At 37.5% G+C, this 15,920-nt stretch carries 15 protein-coding genes; 10 read left to right on the top strand and 5 right to left on the bottom strand.

The features are described 5' to 3' along the window. Positions 1 to 92: 92 nt before the first annotated feature. From rnjA to def, 3 genes are all read right to left on the bottom strand, one after another. Positions 93 to 1,760: a ribonuclease J1 gene (gene rnjA, locus LIZ98_RS01465; RefSeq protein WP_108897875.1), complete on the bottom strand. Its 1,668-nt coding sequence runs from the start codon at positions 1,758 to 1,760 to the stop codon at positions 93 to 95. 1 nt (position 1,761) lies between these two features. Then, positions 1,762 to 1,971, bottom strand: coding sequence for a DNA-dependent RNA polymerase subunit epsilon (locus tag LIZ98_RS01460; protein WP_034769480.1), 210 nt, complete (start codon positions 1,969 to 1,971; stop codon positions 1,762 to 1,764). A gap of 520 nt (positions 1,972 to 2,491) precedes the next feature. After that, positions 2,492 to 3,046: a peptide deformylase gene (gene def, locus LIZ98_RS01455; protein WP_227138683.1), complete on the bottom strand. Its 555-nt coding sequence runs from the start codon at positions 3,044 to 3,046 to the stop codon at positions 2,492 to 2,494. A gap of 232 nt (positions 3,047 to 3,278) precedes the next feature. On the opposite strand from def, the gene LIZ98_RS01450 reads away from it, so the two are divergent. The 8 genes from LIZ98_RS01450 to LIZ98_RS01415 all read left to right on the top strand — a co-directional run bounded on the left by LIZ98_RS01450 (position 3,279) and on the right by LIZ98_RS01415 (position 11,972). Further along, the gene (locus tag LIZ98_RS01450) at positions 3,279 to 3,929 is read left to right on the top strand and encodes a YkyA family protein (protein WP_161522390.1); all 651 of its coding nucleotides are present in this window, start codon (positions 3,279 to 3,281) and stop codon (positions 3,927 to 3,929) included. 402 nt (positions 3,930 to 4,331) lie between these two features. Further along, entirely contained in the window at positions 4,332 to 5,447 is a 1,116-nt protein-coding gene (gene pdhA / locus LIZ98_RS01445; protein WP_227138734.1) for a pyruvate dehydrogenase (acetyl-transferring) E1 component subunit alpha, read from the top strand. 3 nt (positions 5,448 to 5,450) lie between these two features. Next, positions 5,451 to 6,428 (top strand): alpha-ketoacid dehydrogenase subunit beta, encoded by a 978-nt coding sequence (locus tag LIZ98_RS01440; protein WP_034769491.1) that lies wholly within the window; start codon positions 5,451 to 5,453, stop codon positions 6,426 to 6,428. 255 nt (positions 6,429 to 6,683) lie between these two features. Continuing rightward, positions 6,684 to 8,291 carry a dihydrolipoyllysine-residue acetyltransferase gene (locus LIZ98_RS01435; protein ID WP_227091121.1) on the top strand — a complete coding sequence of 536 codons (1,608 nt, stop codon included), beginning with the start codon at positions 6,684 to 6,686 and terminating at the stop codon, positions 8,289 to 8,291. 278 nt (positions 8,292 to 8,569) lie between these two features. Then, on the top strand, positions 8,570 to 9,982 hold the full coding sequence (lpdA, locus tag LIZ98_RS01430) for a dihydrolipoyl dehydrogenase (protein WP_227138684.1): 1,413 nt from the start codon (positions 8,570 to 8,572) through the stop codon (positions 9,980 to 9,982). A 319-nt stretch (positions 9,983 to 10,301) separates the two neighbouring features. Continuing rightward, entirely contained in the window at positions 10,302 to 10,433 is a 132-nt protein-coding gene (locus tag LIZ98_RS01425; RefSeq protein ID WP_227138735.1) for a GapA-binding peptide SR1P, read from the top strand. Positions 10,434 to 10,726: 293 nt separating this feature from the next. Continuing rightward, positions 10,727 to 11,683: an NAD(P)H-dependent flavin oxidoreductase gene (locus tag LIZ98_RS01420; RefSeq protein ID WP_227138685.1), complete on the top strand. Its 957-nt coding sequence runs from the start codon at positions 10,727 to 10,729 to the stop codon at positions 11,681 to 11,683. 13 nt (positions 11,684 to 11,696) lie between these two features. After that, positions 11,697 to 11,972: a UPF0223 family protein gene (locus LIZ98_RS01415; RefSeq protein ID WP_041845542.1), complete on the top strand. Its 276-nt coding sequence runs from the start codon at positions 11,697 to 11,699 to the stop codon at positions 11,970 to 11,972. Positions 11,973 to 12,028: 56 nt separating this feature from the next. On the opposite strand, the gene LIZ98_RS01410 is transcribed toward LIZ98_RS01415, so the two are convergent. Next, a complete protein-coding gene (locus tag LIZ98_RS01410; protein WP_041845541.1) occupies positions 12,029 to 12,646 on the bottom strand; it encodes a DUF1054 domain-containing protein in 618 nt (205 codons plus the stop codon). A gap of 193 nt (positions 12,647 to 12,839) precedes the next feature. Here LIZ98_RS01410 and LIZ98_RS01405 point away from each other — a divergent pair, with 193 nt between their 5' ends. Continuing rightward, on the top strand, positions 12,840 to 13,646 hold the full coding sequence (locus LIZ98_RS01405) for an inositol monophosphatase family protein (RefSeq protein WP_227138686.1): 807 nt from the start codon (positions 12,840 to 12,842) through the stop codon (positions 13,644 to 13,646). Between the two features lie 56 nt (positions 13,647 to 13,702). Here LIZ98_RS01405 and LIZ98_RS01400 read toward each other — a convergent pair whose 3' ends face one another. Next, positions 13,703 to 13,888, bottom strand: a complete 186-nt coding sequence (locus LIZ98_RS01400; RefSeq protein WP_034769512.1) for a YlaF family protein — start codon at positions 13,886 to 13,888, stop codon at positions 13,703 to 13,705. Between the two features lie 170 nt (positions 13,889 to 14,058). Here LIZ98_RS01400 and typA point away from each other — a divergent pair, with 170 nt between their 5' ends. After that, entirely contained in the window at positions 14,059 to 15,894 is a 1,836-nt protein-coding gene (typA, locus tag LIZ98_RS01395; RefSeq protein ID WP_227138687.1) for a translational GTPase TypA, read from the top strand. Positions 15,895 to 15,920 lie beyond the last annotated feature (26 nt).

Here is a 15,920-nt window from a genome sequence, read left to right as displayed (position 1 = left end):
AGCTTCGGTAGCATTACCTCGCAAGCGAAAATGTATTTTCGCTGACTACGGCTCTTTGGTTGCCTAAAGGCTCGGCAATCGCCGAGTTTTCTTTAAACTTCCATAATAATCGGTAAAATCATTGGCTTTCTTTTTGTTTTTTCATACAAGAATGGTCCTAGTAAATCACTGATTTCGTTTTTAATTTCAGACCATTGGCTTGTTTTTCTTTCCATAATTTTTTCAAGATGTTTTGAAATCATATTTTGAGCTTCGTTGATTAAATCACCAGATTCGCGCATGTAAACAAATCCTCGAGAGATAATGTCAGGACCGGCTGCAATTTTAAAATTCTTCATATCAATGCTGACAACAACAATAACCAATCCTTCTTCCGATAAAATCCGCCGGTCACGAAGTACAATGTTCCCAATATCACCGATACCGCTACCGTCGATATAAATGGAACCGGATGGAATTTTTCCGGTTACTTGCGCCGCGTCACTGGATAAAGCAAGGACATCACCATTATCCATAATAAAACAATTTTCTTCAGGTATTCCACATTCCATTGCAATTTTCGCATGCGTAATCTGCATACGATATTCACCATGGATCGGTACAAAAAATTTTGGTTGAATAAGTCGCAGCATCAATCTTTGCTCTTCCTGCCCGCCATGTCCTGATGTATGGACATCGCTTAATGCGCCGTAAATAACTTCAGCACCCGCCCGATAAAGCAAATTTATCGTTCGATTGATGCTGGATGTATTTCCCGGTATCGGCGATGAAGAAAATACGACCGTGTCACCGGGGATAATTTGGATCTGCCTATGTGTTCCGTTTGCTATTCTCGACAGAGCAGCCATAGGTTCACCTTGCGTACCGGTGCATAAAATAACAACTTGATTCGCTGGTAATCGATTTAATTGATTGTTATCGATAATTGTATCTTTCGGACATTTAATATATCCGAGTTGTTGTCCGATTTCCATTGCAGCTTCCATACTTCTGCCAAATACGGCAATTTTTCTGCCGCTTTTTACTGCGGCTTCCGTTACTTGTTGTAACCGGTGAATATTGGATGCAAAGGTTGCAAAGATAATCCTGCCGTCAACTTTCCGGAAAATATCATTTATACTTTCACCGACTTTTCTTTCAGACATCGTAAATTCAGGTACTTCACTATTCGTGCTGTCTGATAATAGACAAAGGACTCCTTCTTTCCCGATTTCTGCCATTTTTGTTAAATTGGCCAGTTCACCAACCGGTGTAAAATCAAATTTGAAGTCTCCAGTATGAACAATATTACCAGGAGGCGTTTTGACAACAATTCCAAACGAATCAGGAATGCTATGTGTTGTCCGAAAGAAGGAAACGGATGTTTTTCGGAATTTGATAACATCCTCTTCTTTTATTTCAATTAAATTGGCTGTCCGAAGTAAGCCATGCTCTTCCAATTTATTGCGGATGAGTTCAATGGCCAATCTACCAGCGTAGATCGGAATATTGATCTGTTTCAACAGATAAGGTACACCGCCGATATGATCTTCGTGACCATGAGTAATAAATAAACCTTTAACTTTTTCCTGATTCTTGACTAAAAAAGAATAATCCGGAATAACATAATCGATTCCAAGTAATTCATCTTCAGGGAACTTAATACCGGCATCGATGATGATAATTTCGTCCTGATACTGAACAGCATACGTATTTTTCCCGATTTCCCCTAAACCCCCAAGGGCAAAAACGGCAGTTTGATCATTTTTTACCAATTTCATATTAAATCTCCATTAACTTAAAATTATTGCTTTGTTTTTCATATTCAAGATAGTTTCCTTCTAATTCTTGAATATGCTCGATTAGATATGGGGTTTCTTTAAATTTCCGATACACTTCTATTTTAGAATCAGCTTCTAAATAAAGCGCCTTTGTCCGTTCCCTGACTGGTATTTGATTTTTTGACTCTTGAACATAAACCTTAAAAATCATTTTGCTTAAACCTCTCCTTAACCGATTTCAAAAATAACTTTCCTTATTATAGCGAAAACAAAAAATAAATGCACGAAATGACCCGAAAAATTTTTTAAAACTATTTCCATGAATCAATTTTGTACCGAACCAAGTTATTTATATACAGCTTACCACATTCATCATCATGAAATAAAATTTTTTGATTGAGAAAATCATGTTAGAACAAATGAAACTAACTATTTCATGAGTGAAAAAAGGGCAAGTCTATATTTAAGACAAGCCCGATTATGCAATCATTTTTTTTCGTAACAATTCTTTCCAACGATTTGCAAGCTTTTTCTTAAGCTTTTTTAACATCGTTGAACACTCCCTCCAAAGTTTTATCAAACAGAAAACTTTGTTGATTTTTCCGGAACCATAAACTTATCTCTATTTATATTATATGACAAACCTCTTATAAATTTCATGGTGCAATCTGGAATATTTGTTAAAGTTTTGGATTTCCCTTCTCTATTAAATAAATGATGATTTCAAAAAATTAAAATTCAATAGCAATACCATTTTCAATTGGCCCAAACGGATTTTCCTGGTCAATTCGGTCGTAGAAAAGAATCCCGTTTAAATGATCAATTTCATGTTGAAAAACAATCGCCGGTAGTCCTTTCAGACGTATTTTTACTTCCTCACCGTTCATATTGTATCCTTTCACGGTTACACGGGCGTGGCGAGGAACTAATCCGGGATGGGGCTCATCAACGGAAAGGCAGCCTTCACCGTTTTTTAAATATGATTTTTCCACTGAGTGACTGACAATTTTTGGATTAAATAAAGCATAACTATAGAGTTTTCCTTTTTCATCTTCCACATGAACGGCAATCATTCTTTTTGAAACATTGATCTGTGGAGCGGCCAGACCGATTCCCGGACGTAATCCGTATTTTTGAGCGATTTCTTCATCTTGGCTGTTTATTACATACTCCAATAAGGACTTTAATATTTTTTTATCTTCTTCAGACGGCGGCATTGCTACTTCCTCGGCAACTTTTCTTAATGTCGGGTGCCCGTCACGAATAATATCTTTCATTACTATCATATATATCCCTCCTCGTATAAAACTTTTAACCATAAACAGTCTACCAAACAGTCTAACAAAGTTTTGCCAAAAAGTTAATAAAACAATCTATCATATGGTATAGTAAATGGATTCTATGAATATAGTATAGTAAAGTTGGTTTATCGATAGGAGCAAGAGATTTAAGAAAAAACTTTTCTGCCATATATTATGCAGTTCAATTATAATATGGATAAAGATTGGAGGTCCTATCTTGAAAAACCGAAATTTAAAATTACAGATTATCTTATTGCTGGTTATCGCTATTTTATCCGGATGTTTTTCACGACCGGAGGAAAAGATACATAAAAAACTGGAAGAAGTTGTAAAACTGGAAGAAGATTTTAAAAACGAGCAAAAACCATTGATCAAGTTAGAGGAAAAGGAGAAAAAACTTTACGAGCAAATCATCGAATTAGGATATAAGGAACACGACAAATTGATTGCTCTTGCGGACGAGGCAATTGAAGTTTCGAACCAAAGGCAGGAACACCTAAATGAAGAAAAGAAAAGTATTGTTACCGCCAGTGAAAAATTTGAATCGGTAAAGAAACAAATTGATAAACTTGAATCATCACAACTGAAAAAAGATGGACAGGAACTTTGTACAATTATGGAAAAAAGATATAAAGTTTATCATCAGCTATATGCTGAATACAGCAAGGCGATAAAAAAAGACAAAAAATTGTATGAAGCCTTTAAAGATAAGAATATGACGCTGGAAAAATTGCAAGAAAAAATTGATGAAATTAACCAAGCTTATGAACAAGTATATTTACTTAACGATCAATTTAATGAATTGACAAAAAAGTACAATAAGAAAAAGTTGGCATTTTATCGTAAAGCCGGACTTATTAAAAAGTAACTCAAAATTGGATTGGGTTACTTTTTTTGATTCTTTAATTGGGGGTATTTGTCTTTCCGTTAAGGTGGGATAAATCATATTAGTAAGTTATTTATGCAATTTTGTACTAATACAGATATGATTTTATTATTAGTACAGATGGAAACAGAATTTTTTAAAAAAATAACTTATTGAAGAAAAATACTTTTTAAAACCCAAAAAGATTGACGAATTGGTTTTTGTAGGTGTACACTTAATTATGAAAATGATTGTATCAATTTTATTTGATCAACTATTGGTACAGATTAAAAAATTACCTTGGCGGGGGATAAGAAAGAAATTATTAAAAAAATGTTTCTTTTTACGTGATAAAGGGAAAATATGAGTAGAATAAAAAAATTTCATAAAGAAAGGAAGAGAAACATGGCCTCCAAAACGAATAATATTGTGGTCGATCTAGCGAAACAACTTGATGTGGTTGATAAAGAATTTCAAACGTTACAAATTTTGAATGAAGAAGGGGAAATTGTCAACCAAGATGCTATTCCGGATCTAACTGATGAACAATTGCAAGAATTGATGCGTCGTATGGTTCATACACGTATTCTTGATCAACGCAGCATTTCATTAAATCGCCAAGGACGTCTCGGTTTTTATGCACCAACAGCCGGTCAAGAAGCTTCCCAAATTGCTTCTCATTTCGCATTAGAAAAGGAAGATTTCATTTTACCGGGATATCGTGATGTACCTCAAATCATTTGGCATGGGTTGCCTCTACATCAAGCATTTTTATGGTCACGCGGACATTTCCAAGGTATTCAAATACCGGAAGACTTACACATTCTTCCACCACAAATTATTATCGGTGCCCAATATGTCCAAACAGCCGGAGTTGCATTAGGAATTAAGAAAAACGGGAAGAAATCTGTCGCTATTACATATACAGGTGACGGCGGTACTTCACAAGGTGATTTTTACGAAGGTATTAATTTTGCTGGTGCATATCAAGTTCCTGCTATTTTTATTGTACAAAACAATCAATTTGCAATTTCAACTCCTCGTGAAAAACAAACAGCAGCCCGGACGCTTGCACAAAAAGCGGTTGCAGCCGGTATTCCTGGTATCCAAGTAGATGGTATGGATCCATTGGCTGTTTATGCTGCAGTAAAAGAAGCGAGAGAACGTGCTATAAACGGAGAAGGACCAACTTTGATTGAAACATTAACATATCGCTATGGTCCACACACAATGAGCGGTGATGATCCGACCCGTTATCGGACAAAAGAATTAGATAGTGAGTGGGAGAAAAAAGATCCATTAGTTCGGTTCCGTAAATATCTGGAAAATAAAGGTATTTGGAACGAAGAAATGGAAGAAAAGGTAATTGAACAGGCAAAAGAAGATATTAAAGAAGCAATTAAGAAAGCAGATGCTGCTCCAAAACAAAAAGTTACTGATTTGATATCGATTATGAACGTAGAATTACCTTCTAATTTAAAAGAACAGTACGAAATTTATAAAGAAAAGGAGTCGAAGTAAGCGATGGCTCAAATGACAATGATTCAAGCAATTAATGATGCGATGCGCCAAGAATTAAAAAGGGATGAGAAAGTATTAATTTTTGGGGAAGATGTAGGGAAAAATGGTGGTGTATTCCGCGCAACCGAAAACCTACAGGCAGAATTTGGCGAAGACCGTGTATTTGACACACCGCTTGCTGAATCCGGAATCGGTGGTCTTGCAATTGGTTTAGCCCTTGAAGGTTTCCGTCCGGTCCCGGAAATCCAATTTTTCGGTTTCGTATATGAAGTGATGGATTCCATTGCCGGTCAAATGGCTCGCTACCGGTTCCGTACCGGCGGGAGTTATAAAATGCCAATTACTTTCCGTTCACCATTTGGCGGTGGGGTTCATACACCGGAAATGCACGCGGACAGTTTAGAAGGGTTAATGGCTCAAACACCGGGATTAAGAGTCGTGATTCCGTCTACTCCTTATGATGCAAAAGGATTATTAATCTCGGCCATTCGTTCAGATGACCCGGTTATCTTTTTAGAACACATGAAACTTTATCGCTCATTCCGCCAAGAAGTTCCTGAAGGTGATTATACCGTTGAAATCGGTAAAGCGGATATAAAGCGTGAAGGTAAGGATATTTCCATTATTAGTTATGGTGCAATGGTTCATGAATCTTTAAAAGCAGCTGAAGAACTTGAAAAAGAAGGGTATTCTGCTGAAGTTGTTGATTTGCGAACAGTAAGTCCGTTGGATGTTGATACGATTGTTGCTTCCGTTGAAAAAACAAATCGTGCCATTGTTGTTCAAGAAGCACAAAGAGTTGCCGGTGTGGCTGCTAATGTCGTTGCAGAAATAAATGAACGAGCCATATTAAGTTTGGAAGCACCCGTATTACGTGTAACTGCACCTGATACAGTATATCCATTCTCACAAGCTGAATCGGTTTGGATTCCAAATTACAAAGATATTATTGAAACGGCTAAAAAAGTATTAACTTTCTAAGCGAAGATATGTGAGGACGGAAAGTAGCGGAACTTTTTCGTCCCTTCCTTCTTTTTATCCAACCTTAGCGGCGAGTCAAATCCTACCTCTAGATTCGGAACTTGCACAGATGTAAGGGGGGAATGAATTGCCCGTAAAGGTCAGATTGCTTTATCCAAACATCAGTGTCGATGAAGAAATATCCCACTGATGGAAGTTTCTCTTATTACTCTTAACTTAAACCGCATATGAACAATATCACTAGGAGGGATATTTGTGGCATTCGAATTTAAATTACATGATATTGGTGAAGGCATCACTGAGGGAGAAATCGTCAAATGGTTTGTAAAGCCTGGTGATACCGTTAAAGAAGACGATGTACTTGTTGAAATTCAAAATGATAAATCAGTAGTCGAAATTCCATCACCCGTAGAAGGAAAAATATTGGAAATTAAAGTTTCGGAAGGAGAAACAGCAGTTGTAGGTGATGTACTCGTTACAATTGATGCACCAGGACATGAAAGTGCACAACCTTCATCAGAAACAAAAGCAGAAGCGGCACCTGCGACAGAACCTAGCCAAGCTAGCGGTGGCGTGTCATTGTATGAATTTAAATTACATGATATTGGTGAAGGGATTAACGAAGGCGAAATCGTCAAATGGTTTGTAAAGCCTGGTGACATGGTAAAAGAAGATGATGTACTTGTTGAAATTCAAAATGATAAATCAGTAGTTGAAATTCCATCACCCGTTAAAGGGAAAGTATTAGAAATAAAAGTACAAGAGGGAGAAACTGCCGTTGTTGGTGACGTGCTGGTTACATTTGACGCCCCGGGATATGGTGTGACACAAGAAGGACCTGCACCTCAAGCTGAAACATCACAAACACCGGAAGCTGTCGAAACTGCTGCACCTCAAGGAAATCAGCAAAAGGCAAATGTCGATCCAAATCGTCATGTCATTGCAATGCCTAGCGTTCGTAAATACGCTCGTGAAAAAGGTATAGATATTCGTTTAGTTGCCGGAACCGGTAAAAATGGGCGAGTATTAAAAGCAGATGTTGATGCATTTGTAAGTGGAGGACAAGCAATAACAGAAGCACCAGCCCAACCTTCCCCAGCAGCAGAGACTACATCAGAAAAAGAAACTGCACCTGTTCAAAACGTTGTACCAACAGGTGAATATCCGGAAACACGTGAAAAAATGAGCGGAATTCGAAAAGCCATTGCGAAGAAAATGGTTGAATCGAAAACAACTGCCCCTCACGTTACACTAATGGATGAAGTAGATGTGACAAAACTTGTTGCACATCGAAAGAAATTTAAAGAAGTAGCTGCTCAAAAAGGGATTAAACTCACTTTCTTACCTTATGTAGTTAAAGCATTAGTGAGTGCTTTACGTGAATATCCGGCGTTAAATCAATCTCTTGATGAAGCAACACAAGAAATTGTTCATAAACATTATTATAACATCGGAATTGCTGCTGATACCGAGCGTGGCTTAATGGTACCGGTTGTTAAAGATGCTGACCGTAAATCGATGTTTACTATCTCGGCGGAAATCAATGAATTAGCCGGTAAAGCTCGTGAAGGTAAACTTTCTCCTAATGAAATGAGAGGAGGTTCAGCAACTATTTCAAATATTGGTTCTGTTGGTGGGCAATGGTTCACCCCGGTTCTAAATTATCCGGAAGTTGCTATACTTGGAGTCGGACGAATTTCGGAAAAACCAATTGTTCGTGATGGTGAAATTGTAGCTGCACCAATGCTTGCATTATCGTTAAGTTTCGACCACCGATTAATCGATGGCGCAACCGGACAAAGTGCATTGAATCATATCAAACGTTTATTAAGTGATCCTGAATTATTGTTAATGGAAGTATAGAGCCGGATAAAACTTTGAGAAGCTGCATGATTTTTAAAATTTCCAACCTTGATATCAGTGGAAAATTAATGCGAGATTTTTTCTATATTGTTATACTAGGTATGGGGCGTATAGTCATTATGACAAAATATGGAAATGGGGGAAATTTTTGCAGCTTCTCTGGTATTATTTGTATGTTTTACCGTTTTACCGGTAGACAATTAATAAGTTTAATCAAATGATTCCATAATTTTTATTTACTAACGACCCAGAACTTTTATTAATGGAGGCGTAAAAAAATGGTTGTAGGAGATTTTCCAATCGAAACAGATACAATTGTCATCGGAGCTGGTCCGGGGGGATATGTTGCCGCAATTCGTGCCGCACAATTAGGTCAAAAGGTGACAGTTGTTGAAAAAGATGCTGTCGGCGGTGTTTGCTTAAACGTTGGATGTATTCCTTCAAAAGCATTAATCAACGTTTCACATAAATATCACGAGGCAAAACATTCTGAAGAACTTGGTATTACTGCGGAACAAGTTAAAGTAGATTTTTCCAAAGTTCAAGCATTTAAAGACAGTGTGGTTAAAAAATTAACAGGCGGAGTTTCAGGCCTTTTAAAAGGTCATAAGATTGAAGTTGTCAAAGGTGAAGCTTACTTTGTCGACAGTAATTCCTTACGTGTAATGACAGAAAAAAGTGCACAAACTTATACGTTTAAAAATGCAATTGTCGCTACCGGTTCCCGTCCAATCGAGCTAAAAACATTTAAATTTTCTAAGCGAGTACTTGATTCTACCGGTGCTCTTGCACTTAAAGAAATTCCGGAACATATTGTTATTATCGGTGGTGGCGTCATCGGTCTTGAACTTGGCGGTGTATATGCGAACTTCGGGACTAAAGTGACCATTTTAGAAGGTATGGATGATATTCTTGGTGGTAATTATGCAAAACAAATGACTCAACTAGTGAAAAAGAACTTTAAAAATAAAGGTGCAGAAATTATTACTAAAGCAATGGCTAAAGGTGTGGAAGAAAGTGACACCGGTGTAGTTGTTACATATGAAGCCGGCGGAAAAGAAGAAAAAGTTTCTGCTGATTACGTATTTGTTATGGTCGGGCGCCGTCCGAATACAGATGAAATAGGTCTTGAACAAGCAGGGGTTAAATTAACGGACCGTGGCTTAGTTGAAATCGATAAACAATGCCGGACCAATGTACCGAATATCTATGCGATCGGTGATATTGTTGCCGGGCCGCAATTGGCTCATAAAGCCTCTTATGAAGGGAAAATTGCTGCTGAAGCCATTGCTGGACAACCGTCTGAAATTGATTATCTTGGTATTCCTGCTGTTGTTTTCTCAGATCCTGAACTTGCAACTGTAGGATACACGCCAGAGCAAGCCAAAGCAGAAGGCATTGAAGTTACGGTAGGTAAATTCCCTTATGCGGCATTGGGCCGTTCATTAGCATTAAATAATACGGAAGGCTTTTATCAATTAGTCGTACGTAAAGAAGACGGTGTGGTTATTGGCGGTCAAATCGCCGGACCAAATGCTTCCGACTTAATTGCGGAAATCGGTCTGGCTGTTGAAACGGGTGTAACGGCTGAAGATATTGCCTTAACGATCCATGCGCATCCAACATTTGGCGAGATTGCCATGGAAGCTGCCGAAGTTGCTTTAGGTACGCCTATCCACATTTTAAAATAATATCTACTGATAAAGTACTCCGGGCTATATGCTCGGGGTATTTTTTTGTACACTAAGGAACCAACATAGCAACAATCATGAAAAAGGGTTTATTTACATAGGAACTTTATTTCCTATTGGTTTGTACTATTCAGTTAAACGATTTTTACTAGCATACAACTGTAATGATAAGAAAAAATAAAAATGTATATCACAATACGGTTAAATTTAAAAAATGATTAATATATATTGACAGGTAATGAAATATAATATAATATATAACTACAAAATGTATAACACATTAGATTATTATGTTACATTAATTGAAAGGGGAATCACAATGGGTCAAATTGTATGTTCTGTTTGCAACTCTACAGTAGATTATTTTGAGGATGAAAAAGTTACCGTGCTGTATGGACAGTGTTCCAGTAGCGATTGCGAACATCATCATCATCATGATTTTGAAGAATAAGAAAAAAGGGAAAAAGAGGTATATGTTTGTTTACTTAAAGGGGATACATACTATTGTATCCCTATTTTTTGTTAATTGGTAATTCAAAATTTTAAAAAAGTTGCACTGAATTTCTTAGGAAGATATTCTTTATGAATCTGCTAAAACATCCGTTCTAGAAAATAAAACAACCATTAACATTCCTCGTCTACCATTGTGTTTCTTTTCGTGACTTTCGGAAAGTGGTTTTTCCAATGTAAAAACTGGTATAATTTTCTTGTGATTTCTGATTTATTTGTAAAGGGGGGTCCAATTTGGATTGGTCAACGCGGATAACAAAATTATTAAAGATTCAATACCCGATTATTCAAGGAGGTCTTGCCTACTTAGCGTACAGCGAACTGGCGGCAGCCGTATCTAACGCAGGCGGATTAGGACAAATTACAGCAATGAGTTTAAAACAGCCTAATGATTTACGAAAAGAAATAAGAAAGCTGAAATCGCTGACAAGTCGTCCGTTTGGGGTTAATTTTGCAATCGGTCAACATGGGAGACCTTATGAAGATTTTTTACAAGTAATCATTGAAGAAGAAGTACCTGTTGTATCCGTAACAGGTGGGAACCCGGCCCCTTTTTTTGAAAAACTTGTCGGCCAAGATATAATCAAATTAGTCTTAGTAGCGTCAAAGCGTCAAGCTCAAAAAGCCGAGCAACTTGGTGCAGATGCAGTCATGGTAGTCGGCCAAGAAGGCGGGGGACATCTGGGCAGAGACGATGTATCCACGCTTGTCCTTGTACCTCAAGTTGTCGATGCTGTTTCGATACCGGTCATCGCCTCCGGGGGAATTGGAGATGGCAGGGGATTGATGGCGGCTTTAAGTCTTGGTGCTGAAGGAATTGAAATGGGAACCCGCTTTATTGCAACGAAGGAGTGTGTTCATGCACATGATCTCTATAAACAAGCGTTAATTTCCGGAGATGAAACCGGAACTACGGTCATTAAACGGTCATTGGGAGCACCGGCTCGAGCTATTAGAAACGCTTGGACGGATAAAATTCTTGAACTTGAAAAAAATCGAGCGACTTATGAAGATTTAAAGGATTATATTTCCGGAGAAACGAATAAGAAATATATATATGAAGGAAAAATAAATGAAGGGTTTGCTTGGGCAGGACAAGTGATGGGATTAATTAAAGATGTCCCTTCAGTGGAAGAACTATTTCAAAGGATGATTATCGAAGCTGAAGAAATTCGTATAAAATGGCGATAATTTGGAGGTAAACATGGAATATTCCTATCCGATCTCCATGGATTGGACAACCGAAGAAATCATATCCGTTGTTCAATTTTTTGAAGCGATCGAAAAGGTGTATGATAAAGGTATAGAAAGAACACAATTGATGGAACAATATCGGAAGTTTAAACAAGTGGTTCCTAGTATTGGCGAGGAGAAGAAGGTTTTTCGAGAATTTGAAGAAGTGAGCGGTTATTCGGCTTATCATGCCGTAAAAAAATTGAAAGAGTCAAGCGTGGACACGGAAATCATTAAATTGCCTTAATGTAAACGGTAATCGGAATTCCAATCAGTGGAATTGCCCACTGATTGGAAGTTCTTTTACCGGAAGGACATTTGATATATCGGTACTAAAGTTTTGAAAGTCGAGGTAGCTAATTCTAAAAACCGTTTACCATCTTTTAAAATCGAATCATTTTTAGCAATATTTCTGCCTAGTAGAAATTCAGCTTTTTTTACTTGCTTAAATCGCAATAATGTTTCTTCCAAATCGATCTCTTGAATGGAAATGGCATTTTTATTCATATGATCTGTGGAAACGACAAAGTCATTCGTGATCAGCTGTTTCATCTCGTACATATGATTTAACAGATTATCGGCTATTTGTGATTTGTTGGGTAATTCATAAATATAGGCAAGCCAGAGAAATACACGGTCGTCAAAAAGGCCAACTTGAAAATGGGGGAATTGTTTGTAGCCCCGTTTATTCGGTCCGATAGCAAGCCATGTATCCTTTGGCGGGTTAACTTTCCGTCTAGCATGTTTTGCGATATGTAAAAACATTTCATTACCAACCATGGTAGATAATTCAGCCGTTAAATATGTACCGATTTCTCGAAACTTTGGTTGAATTCGATCCTTAATTGCAGTCATTCGTTCATCCAATCCGGCAATCGAAAACACTTGAAAATCTTTTTCTGAAAATCCTGTAAATTCCATTGTATATATAACAACTCCTATGCAAGCATTTTTTACTTTGACGATATTTTAACATATTTCAACAGGAAAGTTTAACTGTAAGCAATTGTACCCTTGTTTTTTCCAAAAAATAAAGCAAGCGATACTTTTCATTTCGACTTGGTGTATGATAATAAAAAATAAGGACAAAAAGTAATATTTGGAGGCAAACTCAATGATTGATTGGTTAGTATTAGATCGAGAAATAAAAATATGGATTCAAGAAGCGGGAGAAAGGATTCGTCATTCTTTACAAAATAAATTACAAATATCAACAAAATCGAATCCGAATGATTTAGTTACGAATGTTGACAAAGATACCGAGCAATTTTTTATAGAAAAAATTCGTTCAACTTATCCGGGTCATCGAATATTGGGGGAAGAAGGCGGCGGTGACGAAATTACTGATGTCAGAGGGGTAATTTGGGTTATCGATCCCATTGACGGGACGATGAATTTTGTTCATATGCATCGAAATTTCACCATTTCAATTGGCGTTTTTGGAGATGGCGTTGGTCAGCTTGGGTATATTTACGATGTTATTCACGATGAGCTTTATTCAGCTGTCAAAGGGAAAGGTGCATTGTTTAATGACCAACCGATACCAAGATTAGAAGAAGTTTCAATTGAAAAAGCAATTGTAGGAATGAATCCTATCTGGCTAACAAATAATCGACGTATTGATCCGGAATATTTAAGACGGCTTGTAAAAGACATACGAGGAACAAGATCCTTTGGTTCAGCTGCTCTTGAAATGGGCTATGTTGCTTGCGGCTGGCTGGATGCCTATATTGCCATGCATTTATCACCGTGGGACTTTGCGGCAGGTTGGGTCATTGTGGAAGAATTAGGCGGAAAGGCAACAAAATTAAACGGTGAACCTTTGTCACTCCTAGAAAAAAGTTCGCTATTTGTGGCAAAGCCCGGCTTGCACTCAGTCATTTTGGATAATTACCTACAAAATTATGTGGAAAAAAATTAGATCACCGAAAAAACGAAAGGTATGCCTAAACAATCAAACGGCATACCTTCCATCGATTATAATTTCCCCGATTCCCTCATTTTTTTCTTCGTACGGAACCCAAAGCCCATAATCAAAATTAAGAGTACAATGAATGTAAAAATTAGCGTTATGCTTTGAAATGAAACGGAAATACCGATACCGATCATCGCTGCAACTGCTAAGAAAGAATAAAGGAGAAAATTCCACTGAATCTTTTTCAAATTATCCCATCCTTTTTGTTAAAAATCATCATATATTTCCCGGCAAATTGTAAAAAATATAAAATGTCTATATGCTTTTATTTTACTAGATGATTTAATTTTTTTCCACAATGATGGTCAGTTGTGTTATAATAGAAAGGTTGATTTTCGAAAAGAAAGCAGGAGAAAGTATGAAAGTAAGGGAAGATATTAGAAATATAGCGATCATTGCCCATGTTGACCATGGGAAAACGACTTTGGTCGATCAATTATTGAAACAATCCGGTATTTTTCGTGCTAATGAGTATGTTCAAGAACGGGCCATGGATTCCAATGACCTGGAACGGGAAAGAGGAATTACAATCTTAGCAAAAAATACCGCTGTACAATATAAAGATGTAAAAATTAATATTTTGGACACACCGGGACACGCCGATTTCAGTGGGGAAGTTGAGCGAATTATGAAACTGGTCGATGGTGTGTTGTTAGTTGTTGATGCTTATGAAGGATGTATGCCGCAAACACGATTTGTTTTAAAAAAAGCACTCGAACAACATTTAACACCGATTGTCGTCGTTAACAAAATTGACCGTGATTTTGCAAGACCGGAAGAAGTGGTAGATGAAGTATTGGATTTATTCATTGAATTAGATGCGGATGATGATCAGTTGGATTTTCCAGTTGTTTATTGTTCAGCGATTAACGGTACCGCAAGCGTGGATCCGGACCCGGCAAAACAGGATGAAAATATGCAAGTCTTATTCGATACGATTTTAGAAAAAATTCCTGCACCTGTTGATAATCGTGAAGAACCGTTACAAATGCAAGTGGCCCTCCTTGATTATAATGAATATGTCGGTCGTATTGGTATTGGTCGGGTATTCCGTGGAACAATGCGAGTCGGTGAACAAGTGGCATTGATGAAGCTTGACGGTAGTGTGAAACAATTTCGGGTCACGAAAATGTTTGGGTTTTTAGGATTGAAGCGGGTTGAAATAAATGAAGCAAATGCCGGTGATCTTGTTGCCGTATCAGGAATGGAAGATATAAACGTTGGTGAAACGATTTGTCCGATTGATTTCCAAGAAGCATTACCACCGCTTCGCATTGATGAACCTACTTTAAAAATGACCTTTCTTGTTAATAATAGCCCTTTTGCCGGACGGGAAGGCAAATGGGTTACGGCAAGAAAAATAGAAGAGAGACTAAAAACGGAATTGCATACCGATGTCAGTCTTCGTGTCGATCCAACTGATTCCGCTGATTCCTGGGTTGTTTCCGGTCGTGGGGAATTGCATCTGTCAATTTTAATCGAAACGATGAGAAGAGAAGGCTATGAATTGCAAGTATCCAAACCGGAAGTCATTTTAAAGGAAATCGACGGCAAAATTTGTGAACCATTTGAAAGAGTCGTTATTGATACACCTGAAGAATATGTAGGTGCCGTTTTGGAATCGTTAGGAAGAAGAAAAGGCGATATGATTGATATGAGCAATAACGGAAAGGGACAAGTTCGCCTCATTTTCCTTGTTCCTTCTCGTGGCTTAATTGGTTATAATACAGAATTATTAACATTAACAAAAGGGTATGGAATTTATAACCACTCTTTTGAAAAATATTTGCCAAAACTGTCTGGTCAAGTTGGCGGACGGATTCGCGGTGTTCTTGTCTCAATGGAGACCGGTGTTGCTTCGACTTACGGTATCATGCAAGTGGAAGACCGCGGGGTAATTTTTGTTGAACCTGGAACAGAAGTTTACGGTGGAATGATTGTCGGCGAACATAATAGAGAAAATGATATTACAGTAAATATTTGTAAAACAAAACATCAAACTAATGTTCGTTCAGCGACAAAAGACCAAACGGCAGTTATTAAAAAACCGCGTTCATTTTCTTTGGAAGAAGCCCTGCAATATATTGATGAAGATGAATATGTAGAAGTAACTCCGGAATCGATTCGCATTCGGAAAAAAATATTGGATAAGTCATTACGCGAAAAAACAGCCAGAAAGAAAAAAGCAGAGTAATAAAGAAAGAAAACTCGGATACCCGA

The sequence above is a fragment of the Caldibacillus sp. 210928-DFI.2.18 genome (genome assembly GCF_020554505.1).
Lineage (GTDB): Bacteria > Bacillota > Bacilli > Bacillales > Caldibacillaceae > Caldifermentibacillus > Caldifermentibacillus hisashii.
Note: the sequence above shows the minus strand (reverse complement) of the source record. Positions and strands in the feature narration are given on the sequence as shown.

What these genes read in the sequence shown, in the direction of transcription:
- rnjA (WP_108897875.1), bottom strand. Translation starts at nt 1,760, where the DNA reads ATGAAATTGGTAAAAAATGATCAAACTGCCGTTTTTGCCCTTGGGGGT.
- LIZ98_RS01460 (WP_034769480.1), bottom strand. Translation starts at nt 1,971, where the DNA reads ATGATTTTTAAGGTTTATGTTCAAGAGTCAAAAAATCAAATACCAGTC.
- lpdA (WP_227138684.1), top strand. Translation starts at nt 8,570, where the DNA reads ATGGTTGTAGGAGATTTTCCAATCGAAACAGATACAATTGTCATCGGA.
- def (WP_227138683.1), bottom strand. Translation starts at nt 3,046, where the DNA reads ATGATAGTAATGAAAGATATTATTCGTGACGGGCACCCGACATTAAGA.
- LIZ98_RS01410 (WP_041845541.1), bottom strand. Translation starts at nt 12,646, where the DNA reads ATGGAATTTACAGGATTTTCAGAAAAAGATTTTCAAGTGTTTTCGATT.
- LIZ98_RS01425 (WP_227138735.1), top strand. Translation starts at nt 10,302, where the DNA reads ATGGGTCAAATTGTATGTTCTGTTTGCAACTCTACAGTAGATTATTTT.
- LIZ98_RS01415 (WP_041845542.1), top strand. Translation starts at nt 11,697, where the DNA reads ATGGAATATTCCTATCCGATCTCCATGGATTGGACAACCGAAGAAATC.
- pdhA (WP_227138734.1), top strand. Translation starts at nt 4,332, where the DNA reads ATGGCCTCCAAAACGAATAATATTGTGGTCGATCTAGCGAAACAACTT.
- LIZ98_RS01405 (WP_227138686.1), top strand. Translation starts at nt 12,840, where the DNA reads ATGATTGATTGGTTAGTATTAGATCGAGAAATAAAAATATGGATTCAA.
- LIZ98_RS01440 (WP_034769491.1), top strand. Translation starts at nt 5,451, where the DNA reads ATGGCTCAAATGACAATGATTCAAGCAATTAATGATGCGATGCGCCAA.
- typA (WP_227138687.1), top strand. Translation starts at nt 14,059, where the DNA reads ATGAAAGTAAGGGAAGATATTAGAAATATAGCGATCATTGCCCATGTT.